Raw genomic sequence first — 19,823 nt, forward strand, 5'->3', positions numbered from 1 at the left:
TCTCACCGGGAAGGAATCTGTGAACCCATTTTTCCGTTTTGTGCGTCCGCACCATGCGTTTGCAGCGCCGTGGGATTCGACGCTGCCCGTCAGAGAAGAATTGTTCAGCGCAGAGCGGCTTGAACAGCACGCCGGTAGCCTGGCGCATGCCCAGGAAGTGGCGGCAAGGCCTCCTAAGGTCGTATCGTTAACGCGGCGGCTTAACGATAACGCTACCACCCTTCTGAGAGTTTACCGCGCCAGTGCCACCGCGTTGGCGGAAGGCCGCGACATTGTGCCTGCCGCTGCTTGGTTGCTCGACAATTACCACCTGATTGAAGCCCAAATCCGTGAGATTCGTAGCGACCTTCCACCCGGTTATTACCGTCAGCTACCCAAGTTAGCCAATGGGCCTTTTGCCGGCTACCCAAGGGTTTTCGGCATTGCGTGGGCGTTTGTAGCGCATACCGATAGTCATATCGATCTGGACACTCTGCAGTCTTTTTTGGTCGCTTATCAGCGCGTCCAGCCGCTGACCATTGGCGAGTTATGGGCCGTTGCTATCTCGCTACGTATTGTTTTGATCGAAAACCTGCGACGGCTTGCCGACCAAATGATCAGCGAACAAACGGCAAGGGACGAAGCTGATGATTTGGCAACGAAATGGCTAAAGCCCACCAATCAGCAAACACCCCTAGAGCAGCGCACCATTCGCATAGAGACCAGTACCTTCAATTTTCACACAGGGCCGCTGGCGGAACCCTTCACTGCCCAGCTCGCCAAACGACTACGTGGTTTAGACCCCCGCAGTAGCCCACTGGTGGGCTGGCTCGATGAGCAGCTCAGTCAACGGGGCGAAACCATTGACGAGATGGTTCAGCACGCTCAGCAGCGCCAAGGCGCCGCCAATGTGACTGTTCGCAACATCATCACCAGTATGCGGTTTGTCTCCAGCATCGACTGGGCCGTGCTGTTTGAAAGCGTCAGCTTGGTGGACAAGCAACTGCGCCAGCAAAGCAATTTTGATCAGTTGGATTTCCCCACGCGCAATCAGTATCGCAGTGCCGTAGAGCTGCTATCCCGCGGCTCGCGCCACACCGAGCTTGAGGTAGTCGAAGCGGCGCTCTCCCTATCTCGCCAGGCAGTGGCAACCACCGGCGACCCTATCGAAGCGGGCCGTATGGGTGATCCTGGCTATTTTCTGATTGGCTCAGGTCGCATAACGCTTGAACACAAGCTGGCGTTTAAAGCGTCTTCTCGTCAGTGGCTGCGACGGACACTTATTCATCATGGCATCCGCAGCTATATCATGCTGATGACCGTAGTGACGCTGAGTTTGATGACCCTGGCTGGTGGTCTATTACTCGCGTTGCCAGTTGCGATAGGCGACGTACCGTTACCCTGGCTATTGCTATTGGGCGTGGTTGGCTTTCTGCCCATTATTGAGGTGGCAACACAGATCGTAAATCGCCTGATTATTCGCTGCATCGACGCCCAGCCGCTGCCTAGCCTCGACCTTTCCAAGGGGGTTCCGCTTCACCTGCGTACGCTGATTGCGGTGCCCACGCTGCTAACCAGCGAAGATGACCTGCGCGAACAGGTTGAGCGTCTTGAAGTGCATCATTTATCGAGCGGCGATGGGGCGCTCGCCTATGCGCTGATCCTGGACGGCGTTGATGCCCCCCAAGCAGATTTACCCGGCGATGCAGCGCTCTTGTCCGCCGCTCATCTGTGGGTCGATCAGTTAAATGAGCGTTACTGTTTGGATTCAAACGCGCCCAGTAGCGATAAGCGCTTCTTTTTACTACACAGGCGACGGGTCTTTAACCGCAGCGAAAATACCTGGATGGGATGGGAGCGTAAACGCGGTAAGTTACACGAGCTTAACCGATTGCTACGCGGTGCTCGGGATACGACATTTATTAATCCGCCAAGCATGCCCAATGATGTGCGCTATGTGATTACCTTAGACGCCGACACACGGTTGCCAAGAGGCTCGGCAAGCCGCTTGATCGGCAAGATGGCACACCCATTAAACCAACCACGCCTTGATCAACAGCAACGCCGGGTGGTGGAGGGCTATGCTATTTTGCAACCTCGCGTCACGCCGTCGTTACCCACCGGGAATGAAGGCTCCATCTATCAGCGACTATTCTCGGCGCCAGGCGGCATCGACCCGTACGCGGCTGCTATTTCTGATCTCTATCAGGATTTGGTGGGAGAAGGTTCGTACGCCGGTAAAGGTATTTATGCGGTTGATGCCTTTGAAACCTCGCTGGCTGGCCGTGTGCCCGACAACAGTCTGCTTAGCCACGATTTGTATGAAGGTGTTTTTGCCCGCGCGGGGCTCGCTTCAGATATCGAAGTGATCGAAGACTTTCCTGCACGCTATGACGTGGCGGCTAAGCGTCAGCACCGCTGGACCCGCGGCGACTGGCAACTGCTCCCCTGGCTGGTCGCCCCGGCGCTGCCGCTCACCGGGCGCATGAAAATGCTGGGTAATCTACGCCGTTCGGTGTTAGCACCGTTAGTACTGGCAAGCCTTGCGGTGAGCTGGCAGTTGCCCCTTAGCATGGCAATTACCAGCACGCTGCTATTACTGGCTGTGCTGGGTGCGCCGGTGCTCGTCTCGTTAGCCGCCTCGTTTGTGCCCTTCCGGGCGCGGGCAAAGCTACGCCACCACTACCATCTCTGGTTTGACGAACTAAAGCTGGGTAGCGTGCAAATGCTACTGCAGGTGATCTTTTTGCCCGACCAGGCATGGCGCATGCTGGATGCCATCGCCCGTACCTTAGTGCGCGTGTTGGTCACTCATCGTCACCTGCTTGAGTGGACCTCCGCGGCCCAATCGATGAAAAGCCCACCGCTAACGGTGTGGGGCTTCTATCAGCGCATGGCTCCCGGCACCGCCTTGGGGCTCGCGGTTGCGGTCAGTGCAATGTGGACGGCCAGTCACGCTTGGCCAATCGTGTTGCCCATGGCACTGGTCTGGTTGGCTGCGCCGGCAGTGGCCTCATGGTTAAGCAGCAGCAAAAGCGCGGTTATCCAACCAACACTCTCGGCAGACGAAACGTTGGCGCTGCGCCTGATTGCACGGCGAACCTGGCGCTATTTTGAAACCTTTGTGACCACCGCGGATAACCAGCTACCGCCGGATAACTTTCAAGAAGATCCCCAACCCGCACTGGCACAGCGCACCTCGCCTACCAACATGGGGCTGTATCTACTCGCCACCCTTGCCGCCCGTGATTTTGGCTGGCTAGGCACCCAGCAGGCTCTGGAACGCCTGGAGAGAACGCTTGAGGTAATGCTAGGACTACCGCGCTATCGGGGCCACTTCTATAACTGGTACGCCACCCACGATCTGCACCCGCTGGCCCCTCGCTATGTTTCAACCGTCGATAGCGGCAACCTTGCGGGCCACCTTATCGCTATCGCCAATGCCTGTGAGACCTGGCAAGCCGAAAACTATGTTTCAGATCCGCGCATGGGTATTAGTGACACGCTGAACCTTGCTCGTCAGGCACTCAGTAACGCCTCAAAACTGCCGAAAACAGTCGCAGCTCAGCTGAACGAGCAGTTTGCCGCCATGGACACTCAGTTGAAAGGCGAGGCGATGTCATCGGCGTGCCTGGCGAATCTAGCGGCGTTGACCGATAACGCTTTACATCTGGCGCGCACTGCCCACGACGAACACGCCGACCCGCACAATGAAGATATGCTGTTTTGGGTGTCATCACTGCACGCGTCTGTCGCTCAGCACCGCCATGACCGGGATACCTACCTGGAAGCAGGAGCGCTCAACTTGCGCTTACAACAGCTTGCGGACACCGCGAGACGTTTGGCATTGGGCATGAACTTTGCTTTTCTACTTAACAGCGAACGTCAATTGCTGTCGATTGGCTACTCGCTGGACGACAATTGTCTGGATACCAGTTGCTACGATTTACTGGCCTCCGAGGCACGGCTTGCCAGTCTGTTTGCGATTGCCAAAGGCGATATTCCCACCCGCCATTGGTTTAGGCTAGGCCGTGCGGCAACACCAATCACCTTTGGCTCAGCCCTGATTTCCTGGTCGGGTTCGATGTTTGAGTATCTGATGCCATCCCTAGTGATGCGCGCTCCGGGCGGTAGCCTGCTTGAACAAACCAATCGACTGGTAGTGAAACGCCAAGAAAGTTACGCCGCCCAACTCGCCGTGCCCTGGGGTATTTCTGAATCCGCCTACAACGCCCGTGACCTGGAATTCACCTACCAATACTCTAATTTTGGCGTGCCTGGTTTAGGGCTCAAACGCGGGCTGTCTGCCGATCTGGTCATCGCCCCCTACGCCACCGGCCTAGCCGCCATGGTTGATCCCAACGGTGCCTGTCGAAATTTCAGCCGTCTGAACGAGATGGGTGCGCTAGGTCGTTATGGCTTCTATGAAGCGCTCGACTTCACCCGTTCGCGGCTGCCCGCTGGAGAAGAGGCGGTGATTGTGCGCAGTTTTATGGCCCACCACCAGGGCATGACCATCGTGGCTATCGCCAACACCCTGCACCATGGCCAGATGCGCGCGCGCTTTCACCGTGAACCAATGATTCAAGCCTGCGAACTGCTTCTGCAAGAGCGAGTTCCCAAGGATGTTGCGATCCTCCACCCCCGCGCTGAAGAGGTTAAATCAAACGCCAGCCAGAGTATTAATGAGGCACAAACCATCCGCCGCGTTTCCACACAGGCCAGCGGCCCACCCGTTACCCATTTACTCTCTAACGGTTGCTACTCGGTGATGCTAACGGCCACGGGTGGCGGCTATAGTCGATGGCGCAACATTGCGATTAGCCGCTGGCAACCGGATGCCACCCGCGATCATTTGGGCAGTTTTATTTTCCTGCGCGACGCCGCACATCCCGGTGTTTGGACCGCGACGGGACAAGCGGCCAGGCGCGCCAGCGGAGCTAACGATGACCATCATCATGCGATATTTGCCGAGGATTACGCTCGCTACACGCATCGCCACGACGATATCACTAGCCATATGGACGTGCTGGTTTCCGGCGAGGACGATAGTGAGGTTCGCCACCTGTCGCTGACGAACAGCGGCCGACATGCCCGCAATATCGATATCACTTCCTACTCGGAATTAGTCTTGACCACCCCGGATGCCGACAACGCGCACCCCGCCTTTGCCAAAATGTTTGTGGTAACCGAGTACCTGGAAGCGTTTAACGCGCTGATTGCCACTAGGCGACGGCGCTCGCCTGACGAAGAACAAGTCTGGGCCGCCCACTTTGCCGTGGTGGAAGGCGACACCGTGGGCGAGCTTGAGTTCGAGACCGACCGCGCCAGGTTTTTGGGCCGAGGGCGAAGTCAACTGCATGCCCTAGCGCTGGCAGAGGGCCAGCACTTATCGAGCACAGTGGGTAGCGTACTGGATCCTGTTTTTGCGCTGCGCTACTGCCTGCGCGTGTCTCCCGGCAAAACCGCCCATATCGCTTACTGGACCGTGGTTGCCGACTCACGGCAGACGCTGATGGATCTGATCGACAAACACCATGACCGGAGCGCTTTTGAACGGGCCAAAACGCTTGCCTGGACCCAGGCACAGGTACAGCTTCGCCATTTAGGCATTCAGCCTGAAGAAGCCGCCGATTTTCAGCGCTTGGCCGCCCCGGTTTTGTATCCTGACCCTCGCTTTAGAGCGCCTGCCGATGCAATTGAGCGCGGAGCCGGGCCGCAGTCACAGCTCTGGCAACACGGAATTTCCGGCGACCTACCGATTATTTTGATGCGCATCGATAGCATCGACGACATTGCCCAGATACATCAATTGCTTCGCGCCCATGAATACTGGGGCATGAAGCGACTAGGCGTCGATGTGGTGATTATCAATGAGCGGGCTTCCTCCTATGTTCAAGATCTGCAGCAAGCTATTGAAACCGCCGTACTCAGCGGCCAAACCCACCCTCGATTTAGAAAGGATCACGTCCAGGGTTCAGTGATTGCGCTGCGTGCCGACCTGATGAGTCTAGAAGCACGCATGCAGCTACAGTCGATTGCCCGGGTAGCATTAATGGCCCACCGCGGCAGCATAGCGAATCAGCTAGCCATGACGCTGCCCGCCAACTCTCCCCCATCAACGCCGCCGATATTCGCCAAACGCGTGCTTCCCAAGCCCATACCCGCAAGGGCTAACGCGATAGCGCCTGATACACTCCCAACGCTTGAGTTTTTTAATGGACTAGGCGGCTTTGCACTCAGCGGCCGCGAGTATGTCACGCTACTGGAGGCGGGAAGTTCAACCCCCGCCCCCTGGATTAACGTGATCGCCAATACAGGTTTCGGGTTTCAGGTATCAGCGGAGGGCGCAGGCTATGTATGGGCGGATAACAGTCGCGAGAATCAGCTCACGCCATGGTCGAACGATCCAGTGGCAGACCCCAGCGGCGATGTTATTTATGTGCGCGATGAAGAATCACTGGCCCTTTACACGGCGACCGCCCGACCCATTCGTGATCAAGGCCGCTACCTGGCCCGCCATGGCTTCGGCTATAGCCAGTTTGAGCACCATACCGACGGCATCACGTTGGAACTGCTGCATTTTGTGCCATTAGAAGCGCCACTTAGAATTTCCCGACTACGGCTCAGCAATCATTCAGGACGGCTACGCAAGCTATCTGTTACCGCCTACGCTGAATGGGTATTAGGCACTTCCCGCAGTATCTCGGCGCCTTATCTTATCTCGCACCCAGACACCGATAGCGGCGCTCTGCTGGTAGAGAATCCCTGGAATATTGCCTTCCCAGGCCGAGTCGCGTTTCTTGATATAGGCGACGCACCCGACTCATGGACAACTGACCGTTGCGAATTCATAGGCCACGGCGGCAGTTTGTCCTCCCCTGCGGCGCTGCGCAGTCATGCCCCGCTTTCCGGCACCCACGGGGCGGGGCTGGATCCTTGTGCCGCACTCAGCCGCGGCGTGTCGTTAGCGGTGGGCGAAAGCGTTGATATCGTGGTATTGATGGGCCAAGGAAGCTCAACCGCCGAGGTGCAAGCGCTAATCGCCCACTATCGTCAGATAGATATTGACGCCGAGCTCGCCAATATCAATGCACACTGGCAAACCCAGCTTAACGCGATTCAAGTAAACACGCCGGATCGTGCCATGGATATCATGCTTAACGGATGGCTGCTTTATCAAACCATTGCCTGCCGGATCACCGCACGCTCTGGGTTCTATCAAGCAAGCGGTGCGTATGGTTTCCGAGACCAGTTGCAAGACGGTATGGCGTTATCGTTTACCCGCCCCGAGACGACCCGCGAGCATTTACTGCGTGCTGCCTCGCGCCAGTTTGTCCAGGGCGACGTTCAGCACTGGTGGCTGCCCCACTCCGGCCAGGGGGTGCGTACGCGTATTTCCGATGACCGCGTATGGCTGGCTTATGCCTGCGCTCAATACATCGCGACGTCCCATGACACTGCCGTACTGGATGAGCCGGTGAGCTTTCTAGAGGGTGCCGAACTAGCGGCCGGTGAGCACGATAGCTTTTACCAACCGATGATGGCTGAAGAAACCGCCTCACTTTATGAGCACTGCGCCCGCGGCTTGGATCAGAGCTTAGAACTTACCGGCGAGCATGGCTTGCCGCTGATCGGTGGCGGCGACTGGAACGATGGCATGAACCGCGTAGGCGAAGCAGGCAAAGGCGAAAGCGTCTGGTTAGGCTGGCTGCTAGTGCATACCCTTGAGCGGTTTTTGCCGTTTGCCGAACAGCGCGAACAGCATGAGCCCTCAGCGAGCCAGGACACTTCACGCGCTGAGCGTTGGCGTGCCCACGCCATTGCGTTACGCCTGGCGCTGGAAAGCAATGCCTGGGACGGCCAGTGGTATCGCCGGGCAACCTACGATGACGGCAGCTGGCTAGGTAGCAAAGACAGCGACGCCTGCCAGATTGATTCAATCGCCCAGACCTGGGCGGTACTCTCGGGCGCGGCAGAGCCTCACCGAGCAGCACTGGCCATGCGTTCGCTTGAGCGCGAGTTGATTCGCTATGACCAGCAACTCGCGTTACTGTTTTGGCCGCCCTTCGATCAACCCCGGCGCGATCCTGGATATATTGGTGGTTACCCACCCGGCATGCGCGAAAACGGAGGGCAATATAGTCACGCCTCTATGTGGGCGATTCTCGCCTTTGCCAAGCTAGGCGAAGGCGACAAAGCGCACGCGCTCTTTTCGCTGCTCAACCCCATTAACCATGCCCGCACCGCAGAAGAGGCTGTCCGCTATCACGTGGAACCTTATGTGGTGGCCGCGGACGTCTACTCAGTGGCACCCCACGCAGGGCGAGGTGGCTGGACATGGTACACGGGCTCTGCGGGCTGGATGTACCGCGCGGGCATTGAAGGCATATTGGGGATCCGCCGGGAAGGCGCCTGGCTGGTAATTGATCCCTGCCTCCCCAATGACTGGCCAGGCGTTAGCGCGACGCTCACTATCGCCGCCACCCACTACGCGGTGAAGCTCATCATGACCGATGACGCCTTCAGTGCAAGATTGGATGGCCGCCCAATGACGGACCAAAAAAGCAAAGTACGCATTCCTCTGGATGGCAACCACCACCAGCTTGAAATGTTTATTCAGCGACGTTAGGGAGGCCAAGCACTACTTATTCTTATCACGATCAAACCGTGTCATACCTGTTGCCCCTTCCCGCTTTTGCTGGCGGGGGCCTGACGGTTATTCCAATATCATGCGTTTGCCGAACTCAACGCTTTCTTTAGCCGCTCGCGTTCATTCTCTTCGTAGAAACTCGGGTCATCAAATAAATCTGGCTGCGTATCATCAAAGATCATTTCCAACGCCCCTGCACCACTTTGTACCATCGGCTCAAAGTGAGCGGTATGGGTAATCAGGGCTGTGACATGGCGACGACGGTAGATGGCGTACGCACCCAGCAGGGCAAACACACAGGCAATATAGATAGGCAGACCGTGACCGCCCACTGCCGTCATCAATGACCCTGCGGCAATCGGTGCCACCGCGCAGCCTGCGCCATGCATCACCAGCATGTCCGCCGAGCCGGAGACAATTTCATCCGGGTGCAACTGGTCGATAAGCTGGGCAACTGCCAGCGGGTAGAGCGAAAACGCCAAACCACCCCAGATAAAATACAGCCCCACGAGCACGTTATGGCTAGGCGCAAACGGCATGGCGGCGGCGATGAGCGCCGCCAGGAGCACCACCCAAGTCATTACTCTGGGGCGGTCATGTTTGTCAGAAAAGCGGCCGATGGGAATTTGTAACAGCGCGCCACCTACAATCGCCATGCTCATCACCAGCCCCACGCCGCCAATATCAAACCCCAGTTGCGTCACGTACACCGGCGTCATCGACCAAAACGCCCCCATCGCCAGGCCCGATAAAGCGGCGCAGGCTACCGCGAGCGGTGCAAAGCCAAGCAACGTACGGAGGCTACTTTTGGGGCGCTCAGGAATTGTCGGCTGAACACGGCGGGTCAGAGTGATAGGTAGCAGTGCCCAACTAATCAGAATGGCAATCACCACAAACAGTAAAAAGCCTTGTGGGGAGGAGAGCCTTAGCAGCTGCTGGGCAATCGCCAGGGCGCCCAGGTTGACGACCATATACACGGCAAAAATGCGTCCTCGCTCGTGGCTTGCCGCCTGGCTATTCAGCCAACTTTCAATCACGGTAATTAAGGTAATAAACGAAAGGCCGTATGCCACCCGCAACGGTAGCCATACCCATGGGTTGATAAACACCAGGTGCAGCAACGCCACCGAGGCACAAATGGAAGCACAAAAGCCAAAGGTACGGATATGCCCCATCCGCCGAATTAAGCGCCCGCTCACCCAGGTGCCGCAGATAAAGCCGACAAAATAGCCGGACATGATCATCCCCAGCACCGCGCTGGAGAAACCTTCCCCCGTGCCACGTAGGGTTAACAGCGTATTCAACAAGCCATTGCCCAGCAGCAACAGCGCCACGCTCCATAAAATCGACTTAACGGGCTTGAGCATTGCCAATGAATGCATGGCGCTTCCTCTTAGCAAATGACCAATTACCTAAAGTAAATGCATAAAAGGTGCCATCGCGCTAAGCGTAAGCAGGGTGCAAGGTGGTCATAGCCATGCGTAAACGTAACTCACAGGCACAAAAAACCCCCTCTCGGGGGCCTTGATGCATCTCGCCAACTTCCTGTCATTTCTATCCGTCCTGGATACCGCTCCATGGTGAAGTGCTATGTGACGTCCTGTCGTTCGACATCCTGTCTCACTGGCTTATCCATAAGCCTGCCTTCCTGGCGAGTTCGACTTTCCCTGTCATGCACAATGTAAAGGCTAGATGCTAAACCCCCATCATGCAAACATTTGCACAAATTTATTTCCCTTGACGCTAGCCATAGACGATAACGTTGCCTCCTATATGCCATGAAGTCCATGCTATATTTAACTAAATGTTATATAAGCATTTATCATTAATTATCAGTCGTTTTACTATGCGTTAACAATAGTTCAAAAAGACTTCATGTTTGCATATCCCAGGTTATAGCATCAGAAGGGTCGCTATATTAGGATTTATCGCGTACAACATAGGTACAATATTAAAGCATCGGCATGGCCTGATGTTAATTACCCGCATTCACAAGGAGATGTGCTATGCAACGCGAACAGCGTATTGAGATTTCTCAAGCTGGGCTTCAACTCGCCATTCAAGAAATCAAGGACGACTTGTATGACACCCCGGCCTGTGACTATACCGTGGCCAAACTGCTTAGCCATTGTGGCCGCTTTGAAGATGCCGAACACGTAATCGACACGATGCTGCTGCGTTGGGGTTCCTCCCCGGATGTGGTTGCGCTCGTTGAACAAGGTTACGCCGACATCGACGCCTTGAGCGTACCAGCCTCGATCTCTCCTCAGACGCCTGCCACCAGCGCTGCACTTGCCTAGCGCAGCAACCGCTCGATAACGACAGCGTCATGGCCGGGGTAAAGTGAGTCGCAAGGTGTTTGACAGCCGCCTGTTCTTTATATAGAACGTTCTATATAAAGAACATCTTGTAAGCCAGCAGGCGGCGCTACCATGGACTCACTTTCACTCAGCACCCTTGGCCTTCACATACAAGCACTTCGCCTTGAGCGTGGCTGGTCACTCTCACAGCTAGCCAACGCCGCAGGCATCGCCAAGTCCAACCTATCGCGTCTTGAACAGGGCAACGGCAACCCCACACTGGACACCATCTGGCGGCTAGCCGTGCAGCTTAACGTTCCTTTTGGCACCCTCGTCTCCCCTCTCAGCGTGCCGTTAGACGAAGACGGCGTCCAGGTGCGCTTGATTGATCAAGGAATAGACACCCCCCAGGTCGACGCCTATTGGATGCGTTGCGCACCTCATACGCTTCGCTACGCCGAAGCTCACACGCCAGGCTCGTGTGAATCGCTCACTTTGGTGAGCGGTTGGCTGGAAGCAGGCCCAATAGGCAATACGCAAATCCTAACCGCGGGTGAGTCTATTACTTTCGCGGCCGACCAACCCCATCTTTACCGTACCCAAGATGCCCCCGCGACACTGCTGCTAACCGTGGTTTATTCCGCTGTAGGAGCCACACCATGACTCACTCTGCGACCCACCGTACGCGCGCATGGCTTACCGGTGTGCGCGAAGCCATCCCACTGCTGGGTGGCTATATTCCGGTTTCACTCTCGTTTGGCGTGGTCGCCACGCAAGCAGGTTTTAGCATGTGGGAAGCCGCCGCCATCTCGATGCTAATCTACGCCGGTGCGTCGCAGTTTCTATTTGTTGGAATGGTGGCAGCGGGGTCCCCGCTATGGCTGGTGGTGGCGATGACGCTGCTGATTAACGTGCGCCATGTCGTATACGGCCCCAACTTGGCTGCATTGTTGCCGCCCAGTCGTCACTGGCCCTGGCTAATGCACGGCCTGACCGACCAAGTGTTTGCCCTGGCGCTTACACGGCTACCCCAGTTGCCTGCAGTTGAACGGTTTGGCTGGTTTGTAGGCGCATCGTTGTTGGCCTGGGGCGTATGGATAGTGGGCACGATGGTAGGCGCCACGGCAGGCGAAACCTTAACCGCCCGCTGGCCGCTGCTGGGTGAAGTAATGCCCTTCGCGCTGCCTGCGCTATTTTTAACGATGGTCGCCCCGCGCTTTACCGATAAGCGCTGGGCATTGGCGCTGGGCTGTACGATTGTAGCTGCCCTGTTATTTACGCTGTATGGGTGGAGCAATGTAGCGATTCCATTGGCTGCCGCCTGCGGCGCTATCTGTTTTTATATGGTGAAGTTCCAAGCAAGGAGACGTCGCCCATGAACAGCGCATTATGGTTAGCCGTGGTGGCGTGTGCCCTGGGTACTCTGTTGATGCGCGTGGTGCCGTTCTTGTGGATGCAGCGCCGGCTAAACAGTAAAACCGGCCTCAACAATATGCCCCAGTGGCTGGGCATTCTCGGCCCACTGATGATCGCGGCGGTACTCGGCGTTTCGATTATGCCGGTTAATCCAAGTGCTATTGCATGGTTTGCAACCGCCATTGGGCTATCCGTCACGCTGTTGGTATGGTGGCGGCTACGCTCGCTAGGCTGGCCGGTAGCCGCTGGGGTCGCGGTCTATGGCAGCGTACAGATAGCGGCGGCCATGGCGGGATAAAGCCAAGCCGCCGCTTGGTGAAGCTACTATGTTTTTTACTCGGAAAGCATCGCTAAACGCAAATTAGCTCTTGCCTACCTGGTTTGCAGTGGATCCTCCCGTTTGTAATCCTGAAACAGACCGTACTGCCATTGCCGTACCGCCAGCACCGAGGTGGTGCCAAACCGCTGGTGAATAGGCAGCCCGCTCTCTCGCTCGCATAGCGCATGAAACTCTTTCGCTAGGCGCTGCATGATCTGCTGCCATTCTGCATTACCCGCAGGGGATAAAAGACCGTTAAGCACAATGAGCTTTTCACTGTCATTATCAAAACGGGAGCGGAAAAACTCATTGGCGATATGCTGCTGAAAGAAACGTTGGATAGGGCCGTCCGCTCGCCAGCGGAAATTGGCGGCTACCCGACGTCGGATCCGGTTACCTGGAAGCAGCTCAATGAGCTTGAGTCGCTCAAGCTTGAGTAACTGCCGCGTACACTCTGCTTCAGTTAACAGGTACTGATGATAAATTTCATCGAAGCTGTAGCCATTAATAACGCAGACAGCTACCAGAAACAGCTCACGATCCTCGACGATAGTTTGTTCCTGAGCCTGGGTCAGCTCCTGCAAACGCTGCTCATCAGCCTGCATGGTCTGCACCAGCTCGGCGAAGTCGATATTAAGCTGGTCGCAGATACACTCCAGTCGCGATAGCGTAAAGTGCTTTTCAGCGAACAGGCGTTTCACCGAGGCCTCGCTCAGCGCCAACCACTGAGCGACATCGGCATAGGTTTTACCCTGGGCGCGAAGCTGACGCTTTAGTGTCTCAATCAGCGAATCGGCTTGGGACATAGAAATCTCTTAAACGGTATGAAAAGGCGCTACGCACAAAAGTAGCAGATAATGATACCAACAAGCTCCCATAACACAACTTCGCGCAAATGAGTTGCAGCCAGCAAGCCTTTTATAGAAAGTGCGCCTACTTACAGGGATTTATAAGGCTACACAACCATGCAACGACTGCTACACATAAAGGGCGCTTTGCCCTACCTGATCGCCATCTTTCTCAATGCGTTTGTGGATCTAGGCCACAAAATCGTGATTCAGAACACGATCTTCAAAAGTTACGATGGCGAAACACAGGTAGTACTCACCGCCCTGGTCAACGGGCTTATTCTGCTGCCGTTTATCTTGCTGTTTAGCCCCGCGGGCCATGTGGCGGATAGCTATCCTAAAGTGCGCGTGCTGCGCCTCTCTGCATGGGTCGCCATGGCAGTCTCATTGGGCATTACCGCCGCCTATTATCAGGGCTGGTTCTGGCTGGCGTTTGCCATGACCCTGATGCTGGCCATTCAATCGGCCTTCTACTCGCCGGCCAAATACGGCTTGGTCAAAGGGCTGTTCGGCAAGCCGCGCTTGGCGGAGGCCAACGGGCTGATTCAGGCCGTGACCATTGGCGCCATACTAGCGGGTACGGTGGCGTTTACCGCGCTGTTTGAAACCTGGACGACCCCCGCCGAACAAACGCCAACGCAACTGCTTCGCCAAGTTGCCCCGCTAGGCTGGCTACTGGTACTCAATAGCGCCCTCCAGGTGGTGTCGCTCTACCGCCTGCCTGTGGATACCACCACTCGGCCAGAGTCACCGCTGACCTGGCAGCGCTACATTAAGGGCCACGCCCTAAAAGACAATCTACGCATCGTCGCGCGCCAGCCTGTCCTTAGGCTGTCGATTATCGGCCTGGCCACGTTTTGGTCGGTAGGCCAAGTATTGCTGGCCGCCTTTCCGGCGTATGCCAAAGCGGCGCTAAGCATCGATAACACCCTGGTACTTCAGGGCATTCTCGCCGCCAGCGGTATCGGCATTGCGCTGGGCTCCATGTTGGCAAGCAAGCTCTCACACAACCGTATCGAAACCGGTTTAATCCCCGTAGGGGCTGTTGGAGTGGCTGTTGGTTTATGGTGCCTGCCGCTGTTAACCACTCCAGGGAGCCAAGCGCTTAACTTTATATTTATCGGCATGATGGGCGGGCTATTTATTGTGCCGCTTAACGCACTGATCCAGTTTCACGCCGCCGACAACGAGCTAGGCACCGTACTGGCCGCCAATAACTGGATTCAGAACATTGCCATGCTGGGCTTTTTACTGCTCACAGTGTTGTTCGCCCTGGCCGGAGTGGATAGTCATTATCTGTTATTGCTGATTGCGACCGTGGCGATGGTAGGCGGTGGATACACCATCGTTAAACTGCCCCAGAGTCTGGTGCGCTTTCTGCTGAGTTTTTTGCTGACCCGCCGCTATCGCGTGGCTGTACAAGGCCTTGAGAACCTGCCTTCCCAGGGCGGCGTTCTGTTATTGGGCAACCACATCAGTTGGGTGGATTGGGCCATGGTCCAGATCGCGAGCCCTCGCCCGGTGCGCTTTGTAATGCTGAAAACCGTTTACCAACGTTGGTACTTACGCTGGTTCTTCAAGGCCCTGGGATGTATCCCCATTGAGCGCGGCAAAGGTGCCGAACAGGCACTGGCCGATGTCGCCGAACAGCTCAACGACGGTGAAGTGGTGTGCCTGTTTCCCGAAGGGGCAATTAGCCGCACCGGCCAACTGGGGGAATTCCGCCGCGGCTACGAGCGCGCCTGTGAAAGGGCGAATCCAGACGTCAAAATTGTGCCTTTCTATCTGCGCGGCCTGTGGGGCAGCCAGTTCTCCCGCTCGTCCAGCAAGTTAAAGGAGCTGCGCAACGCGCCTCTGCACCGCTCGGTGGTAGTCGCCTTTGGCAAACCGCTTCCCAAGGATACGCCCGCCGATGTGCTAAAACGGCGCATCTTTGAGCAGGCGACCCGCTCCTGGCAGCAGGCCATGGGGGAGCTTTCCAGCCTACCCAACGCCTGGATTCAAAGCGTTAAACGCCGCCCAAGCGAGCTTGCCCTGGCCGACACGCTGGGCCGCCCACTCAACGCAAGTCAAGCGCTTACCGCCAGCCTGCTGATGGCAAAACGGATTCGCAAACTCAACCCAGGACAGAACGTTGGCCTGCTGCTGCCCACCAGCAGTGCCGGGGTCATTGCCAATATGGCCACGCTGCTGGCCGGTAAAACACTGGTGAACCTGAATTATACCGCCGACCAAGGAGCACTTTCCTCGGCCCTTGCCCAGGCGGAGATCACCACCGTGTTCACCTCACAGCGCTTTGTGAAGAAGCTTGAGCAGCGCGGGCTCAACGTTAGCCAATTGCTTAGCGAGCAGCAGGTGGTCCTTTTAGAAGACCTGCAAACCTCGATTGGCCGTGCCGAGCGTTTGAGCACCTGGCTTGCGGTGAGAATACTGCCGACTTGGCTACTACAGCGCTGCTTCTGCCACGGCCACGATGCCGATGCCACCGCCGCTATCCTGTTCTCCAGCGGCAGTGAAGGCGAACCCAAGGGCGTGATGCTCAGCCACCGCAACCTGATGGCCAATATCAAACAGACCTCGGATGTGCTCAACACCCAGAGCAACGATGTGGTAATGGGCTCACTGCCGCTGTTCCATGCCTTTGGCCTCACAGTGACCCAGTTGCTACCACTGATTGAAGGGCTGCCGCTGGTATGCCACCCCGACCCCACCGATGCTCCTGGCATTGCGGGCGCGATTGCCAAGCACAAAGCCACGATTATGTTCGGCACCTCCAGCTTTTTAAGGTTGTTTGTACGCAGCACAAAGGTGCATCCGCTGATGCTGGAGAGCTTGAGGATCGTGGTCGCCGGGGCAGAGAAGCTCGACGAAAATGTACGAAACGACTTTGCGCTGAAATTCCACAAGCCTATTTACGAAGGCTACGGCGCCACTGAAATCGCCCCCGTTGCGTCAGTGAATCTTCCCGATGCCATGGGCATTCACTACCAGCAGGTTCAGCGGGGAAGTAAAGCTGGCACCGTCGGTATGCCGCTGCCTGGCACCAGCTTCAAAATCGTCGACCCAGACAGCTTCGAGGAGCTACCTACCGGCGAGGCCGGCATGATATTGATCAGCGGCCCGCAGATCATGCAGGGCTACCTCCATGACGCCCAACGTACCGCTCAAGCACTAAGGGAGCTTGATGGCCAATACTGGTACGTAACCGGCGATAAAGGCTTTATCGATGAAGACGGCTTCCTGACTCTGATAGACCGCTATGCCCGCTTCGCCAAGATTGGCGGTGAAATGATCAGCCTCAGCGCCGTTGAAGCGGCGGTTAAAGCGGCTCTGGAGGAGCCAGACAACGCGCTAATGGCGGTGAATATTCCCGATAACCGCAAAGGCGAGCGCATTGCGCTGCTATCAGAAACCGCGTTAGACGCCAACACCGTTAAGGCCGCCATGCTCGCCAACGGCACACCCGCCATGATGATCCCCAGCCGCTGGTTGACGGTGGAAACCATTCCCCACCTTGGCTCTGGAAAAGCGGATTTTGCCGGGGCGAAACGTTTGGCTCAAGCGCAGTTAGGAAAAACGTAAAACTGCAGAAATGCGACAGCTTTAGTCAGCCAGTCCCTCATGGCTGCCAAGAGAGTCTTTCTGGATGGGTTTTGCGACGACCCCGATATTTAATGGCATTATGAGTTGCTCGTTACGCAGGAAAGGGCAACACACCGTTATGCAGAAACTCATCCAGGTTGTAAGTCGTCACTCCTGGTGCATTTTTGGGCTTGAATGACACTTGATGAGCACTTGTGACGCAAAGCCATGGGCGCATATCGGTTGGCTCGTGCTGAGAGAGCGCTTCAGGCGTGAACAAACCCACGCAAGACCCGCCCTGAATATCTCTAGCGGAGGTGTACTCAAATGCTTCCACCTCCGAACCGCGCATTGCACTACCCAACTGCTGACATGAGGCGTAATTCACCGGATGCCTCAACACATCGAGGTACTCTACAAAGGGGCCTGTGTTTAACTTCACTCCCCGGTTAGCGGCATAGTCCGCCGAAAAAAGCGTGTGCTCTGAGCGAAGCGATTCAGTTACAGGCTCCCCATCCATGGAGTACCAGAAAACCAGTCGGTAGTAGGCAGATTCAGCAAGGGTGGTGGCGATACGTTTACCGCCATAGAAAATGCTTGGCTCAAACACTCGGCCAAAACGTGACCCCCATTTGAGAGGCGGATACCGAAAAGGTGTTTTTAGCAGATAGTGCAGGTCTTGCTCCTGCTCGGGGTAAGGCGGTTTAGCGCCTTCAAGCAGGGCTTCAAGTACCTCTTGCTCTTCTAACGTGTCGACATATCTGAGCGTGGCGACCTGCTCCTGACTTTCTACCAGCCGGTACAGCGTGCCCGAGATGGGTTCGATGTTTCGCGTGCCGCCGCAGGCCTCCCACACACTCACACCTTACCCCGCATGCCATCCACGAATCTCAGCACCGCAAACAATCCCTCCAGACGCGTTACCTGTTCAGCCGGTATCCCACCCGTGACGCGGTTGGGCGTGCGCATGAAATGCTGGATCCAGACCTGATCGCCGCCAGTAAGCGTGAACAACGCCCGGGCGAGCCGAATGAGCAGCAAGGCTAACTCGCCCTGTTTAGAGTTCGGGTCAAGGGTGAGGCTTTTCTTGAGTTGCGTAATGGTCGTGCGGTGTACGCCCAACACTGCGGCCAGATCAGACTGCGACAAACCCAGCTGTTCGGCAGCGCGCAAGACCGCTTTTGCTAATACCCCTTCAGGGGTCGGCGATGGTTGAGCAAGGGCTGGCATGACACACCTCAGCAAGATGGATTTTCATCAATCATAGCAAAAAAGTTGCTTATCAACATTCCAGGCATCGCTGCTCTTTTCATTCAGGCGACAGGCCCAAGGATTTCATTCGATGACACAGGAGGTTCTCGGATTAGCTTAAACGTCCACAGAAATATGAAATGGTTCTTCGTCACTTCATGTGAATTTGGCCTGATTGAACAGGCTACCAATCAGGTAAATCATGGCGATGAAGTTGGCCTCGTTCCGGTAGCCACGTGCCTGTGACCGAGCCGCCTGAAACAGGCCGTTCATCCCTTCCAGTCCTGGTTCGTCAGTCCCGAGTGCAGCGTCTGACTACCGCGTCGGCGTGTAGCTCAAGCATCGCTAGGGCCTTGCCCATCGGCTTCAGTAGTGGCTTTTCAGAAACCGCCGCCTGCATGACCTTGAGGTAATTCGTGATGCGTCATCAAGACGCTCAGGGTATCGAGGCTTTCTGGATCTAGCGTAGCTTCTGCTTGATCACCTACGCATAAGCGTCACGAAAAGACACCTATGTAACCACCCTATTAATTATCATTTACCAAACCTACTCTTTAAAAGTTTTTCTATAAAACCAATACCTTCATAAACCACCAACAAAGCAAAAAATTTAACAAGAACAGAAGAAAAACCAACCTCTTCACCATCAGAATAGTCAAAAATGCTTATTAGTAATGTAATCACAACTGACGTTTTTATGCCTTGCTTACTGACTTTTAACATGCATCCCCCATGACATAGAATCACCCCAACCATAAACATAGAAAGAGTCTCTTACACTTTAATTAACCCTCTTTCAAAGAAGGCAAACAACTCGAATAATTTAATATTCACCACCCAAACACCGCGTGATTAAAAAATCACCGACTAAAAAAATAGAAGCGAATAACAAAGACCCCACAAACCGATAACTGAATCCAGCCAGCCCAAGAGAGCAATTGTCAAAAACGTATAGCAGAATCGAAATAAAACAAAACCTTATAGAGAACAAAAGCATAAAAAACCGACCTATAAAATTCTTCAGATCAAAAGCAGACACATTCGACTTTCTTAAATCACCCATACATTTATATACTTATCTTCCACACCCTTACATGTTAGCAATGCACCGCCAATTCTAGCTGGATAACTTTGCGAATATACCACAACCACAGTTTCGCCAATTATTACTGAGGTTTAACATCTCCAAGAATTTCATAACTGAAGCGCAAAGCTAGCATAAAAGCCACACATCGCATATTTAGTAACTAAAGCGATGGCCAAAATCTAGCATGCATAGACATAGTAGATATGTAAGAAATTTCTGAGAATATCACACGATTTATCTTACAACTTTAGTATAACAGCGAACCCAGCAATCAAGTGCAATACCTATGCATGAGAACCATACATCTAGGATTCCACGCGTATGTCTCAGACGAAGATTGAGACCGACAAGTCTGACTCATCGAAGTCATAAAGCTCGTGCTCGCCTT

At 55.3% G+C, this 19,823-nt stretch carries 11 protein-coding genes; 6 read left to right on the forward strand and 5 right to left on the reverse strand.

Annotation, left to right across the window (positions count from 1 at the left end; all coding sequences use genetic code 11):
• Positions 1 to 19 precede the first annotated feature (19 nt).
• Positions 20 to 8,611 carry a GH36-type glycosyl hydrolase domain-containing protein gene (locus GA0071314_RS13965; RefSeq protein WP_074397217.1) on the forward strand — a complete coding sequence of 2,864 codons (8,592 nt, stop codon included), beginning with the start codon at positions 20 to 22 and terminating at the stop codon, positions 8,609 to 8,611.
• Between the two features lie 98 nt (positions 8,612 to 8,709).
• Here the strand turns inward: GA0071314_RS13965 and GA0071314_RS13970 are convergent, their stop codons facing one another.
• Positions 8,710 to 10,014, reverse strand: a complete 1,305-nt coding sequence (locus GA0071314_RS13970; protein WP_074397218.1) for an MFS transporter — start codon at positions 10,012 to 10,014, stop codon at positions 8,710 to 8,712.
• Positions 10,015 to 10,638: 624 nt separating this feature from the next.
• Between GA0071314_RS13970 and GA0071314_RS13975 the strand changes: the two genes are divergently transcribed.
• The 4 genes from GA0071314_RS13975 (at position 10,639) to GA0071314_RS13990 (ending at position 12,646) form a co-directional block, all read left to right on the forward strand.
• Positions 10,639 to 10,932 (forward strand): hypothetical protein, encoded by a 294-nt coding sequence (locus tag GA0071314_RS13975; protein WP_074397219.1) that lies wholly within the window; start codon positions 10,639 to 10,641, stop codon positions 10,930 to 10,932.
• A 132-nt stretch (positions 10,933 to 11,064) separates the two neighbouring features.
• On the forward strand, positions 11,065 to 11,595 hold the full coding sequence (locus tag GA0071314_RS13980) for a helix-turn-helix domain-containing protein (RefSeq protein ID WP_074397220.1): 531 nt from the start codon (positions 11,065 to 11,067) through the stop codon (positions 11,593 to 11,595).
• Positions 11,592 to 12,311, forward strand: a complete 720-nt coding sequence (locus GA0071314_RS13985) for an AzlC family ABC transporter permease (RefSeq protein ID WP_074397221.1) — start codon at positions 11,592 to 11,594, stop codon at positions 12,309 to 12,311. The genes GA0071314_RS13980 and GA0071314_RS13985 overlap by 4 nt, the downstream gene beginning before the upstream one ends.
• Complete coding sequence (locus GA0071314_RS13990; RefSeq protein ID WP_074397222.1) at positions 12,308 to 12,646, forward strand: AzlD domain-containing protein; 339 nt, start codon at positions 12,308 to 12,310, stop codon at positions 12,644 to 12,646. The genes GA0071314_RS13985 and GA0071314_RS13990 overlap by 4 nt, the downstream gene beginning before the upstream one ends.
• Positions 12,647 to 12,720: 74 nt before the next feature.
• Here GA0071314_RS13990 and GA0071314_RS13995 read toward each other — a convergent pair whose 3' ends face one another.
• Complete coding sequence (locus tag GA0071314_RS13995; protein ID WP_074397223.1) at positions 12,721 to 13,473, reverse strand: helix-turn-helix domain-containing protein; 753 nt, start codon at positions 13,471 to 13,473, stop codon at positions 12,721 to 12,723.
• Between the two features lie 159 nt (positions 13,474 to 13,632).
• Here GA0071314_RS13995 and GA0071314_RS14000 point away from each other — a divergent pair, with 159 nt between their 5' ends.
• Positions 13,633 to 17,097, forward strand: a complete 3,465-nt coding sequence (locus GA0071314_RS14000; RefSeq protein ID WP_074397224.1) for an acyl-[ACP]--phospholipid O-acyltransferase — start codon at positions 13,633 to 13,635, stop codon at positions 17,095 to 17,097.
• A 112-nt stretch (positions 17,098 to 17,209) separates the two neighbouring features.
• On the opposite strand, the gene GA0071314_RS14005 is transcribed toward GA0071314_RS14000, so the two are convergent.
• From GA0071314_RS14005 to GA0071314_RS14015, 3 genes are all read right to left on the reverse strand, one after another.
• Complete coding sequence (locus GA0071314_RS14005; protein ID WP_074397225.1) at positions 17,210 to 17,959, reverse strand: RES family NAD+ phosphorylase; 750 nt, start codon at positions 17,957 to 17,959, stop codon at positions 17,210 to 17,212.
• Complete coding sequence (locus GA0071314_RS14010) at positions 17,956 to 18,327, reverse strand: antitoxin Xre-like helix-turn-helix domain-containing protein (RefSeq protein WP_074397226.1); 372 nt, start codon at positions 18,325 to 18,327, stop codon at positions 17,956 to 17,958. Before GA0071314_RS14010 ends, GA0071314_RS14005 begins: the two co-directional genes overlap by 4 nt.
• Positions 18,328 to 18,882: 555 nt before the next feature.
• The gene (locus tag GA0071314_RS14015) at positions 18,883 to 19,071 is read right to left on the reverse strand and encodes a hypothetical protein (protein ID WP_074397227.1); all 189 of its coding nucleotides are present in this window, start codon (positions 19,069 to 19,071) and stop codon (positions 18,883 to 18,885) included.
• Positions 19,072 to 19,823 lie beyond the last annotated feature (752 nt).

Source organism: Halomonas sp. HL-93, from assembly GCF_900086985.1.
Classification (GTDB): Bacteria; Pseudomonadota; Gammaproteobacteria; order Pseudomonadales; family Halomonadaceae; genus Vreelandella.

Bases quoted from the DNA above. Each gene is read 5' to 3' on its own strand.
- GA0071314_RS13970 (WP_074397218.1), bottom strand. From the start codon at position 10,014: ATGCATTCATTGGCAATGCTCAAGCCCGTTAAGTCGATTTTATGGAGC.
- GA0071314_RS13975 (WP_074397219.1), top strand. From the start codon at position 10,639: ATGCAACGCGAACAGCGTATTGAGATTTCTCAAGCTGGGCTTCAACTC.
- GA0071314_RS13980 (WP_074397220.1), top strand. From the start codon at position 11,065: ATGGACTCACTTTCACTCAGCACCCTTGGCCTTCACATACAAGCACTT.
- GA0071314_RS13985 (WP_074397221.1), top strand. From the start codon at position 11,592: ATGACTCACTCTGCGACCCACCGTACGCGCGCATGGCTTACCGGTGTG.
- GA0071314_RS13990 (WP_074397222.1), top strand. From the start codon at position 12,308: ATGAACAGCGCATTATGGTTAGCCGTGGTGGCGTGTGCCCTGGGTACT.
- GA0071314_RS13995 (WP_074397223.1), bottom strand. From the start codon at position 13,473: ATGTCCCAAGCCGATTCGCTGATTGAGACACTAAAGCGTCAGCTTCGC.
- GA0071314_RS14000 (WP_074397224.1), top strand. From the start codon at position 13,633: ATGCAACGACTGCTACACATAAAGGGCGCTTTGCCCTACCTGATCGCC.
- GA0071314_RS14010 (WP_074397226.1), bottom strand. From the start codon at position 18,327: ATGCCAGCCCTTGCTCAACCATCGCCGACCCCTGAAGGGGTATTAGCA.
- GA0071314_RS14015 (WP_074397227.1), bottom strand. From the start codon at position 19,071: ATGTTAAAAGTCAGTAAGCAAGGCATAAAAACGTCAGTTGTGATTACA.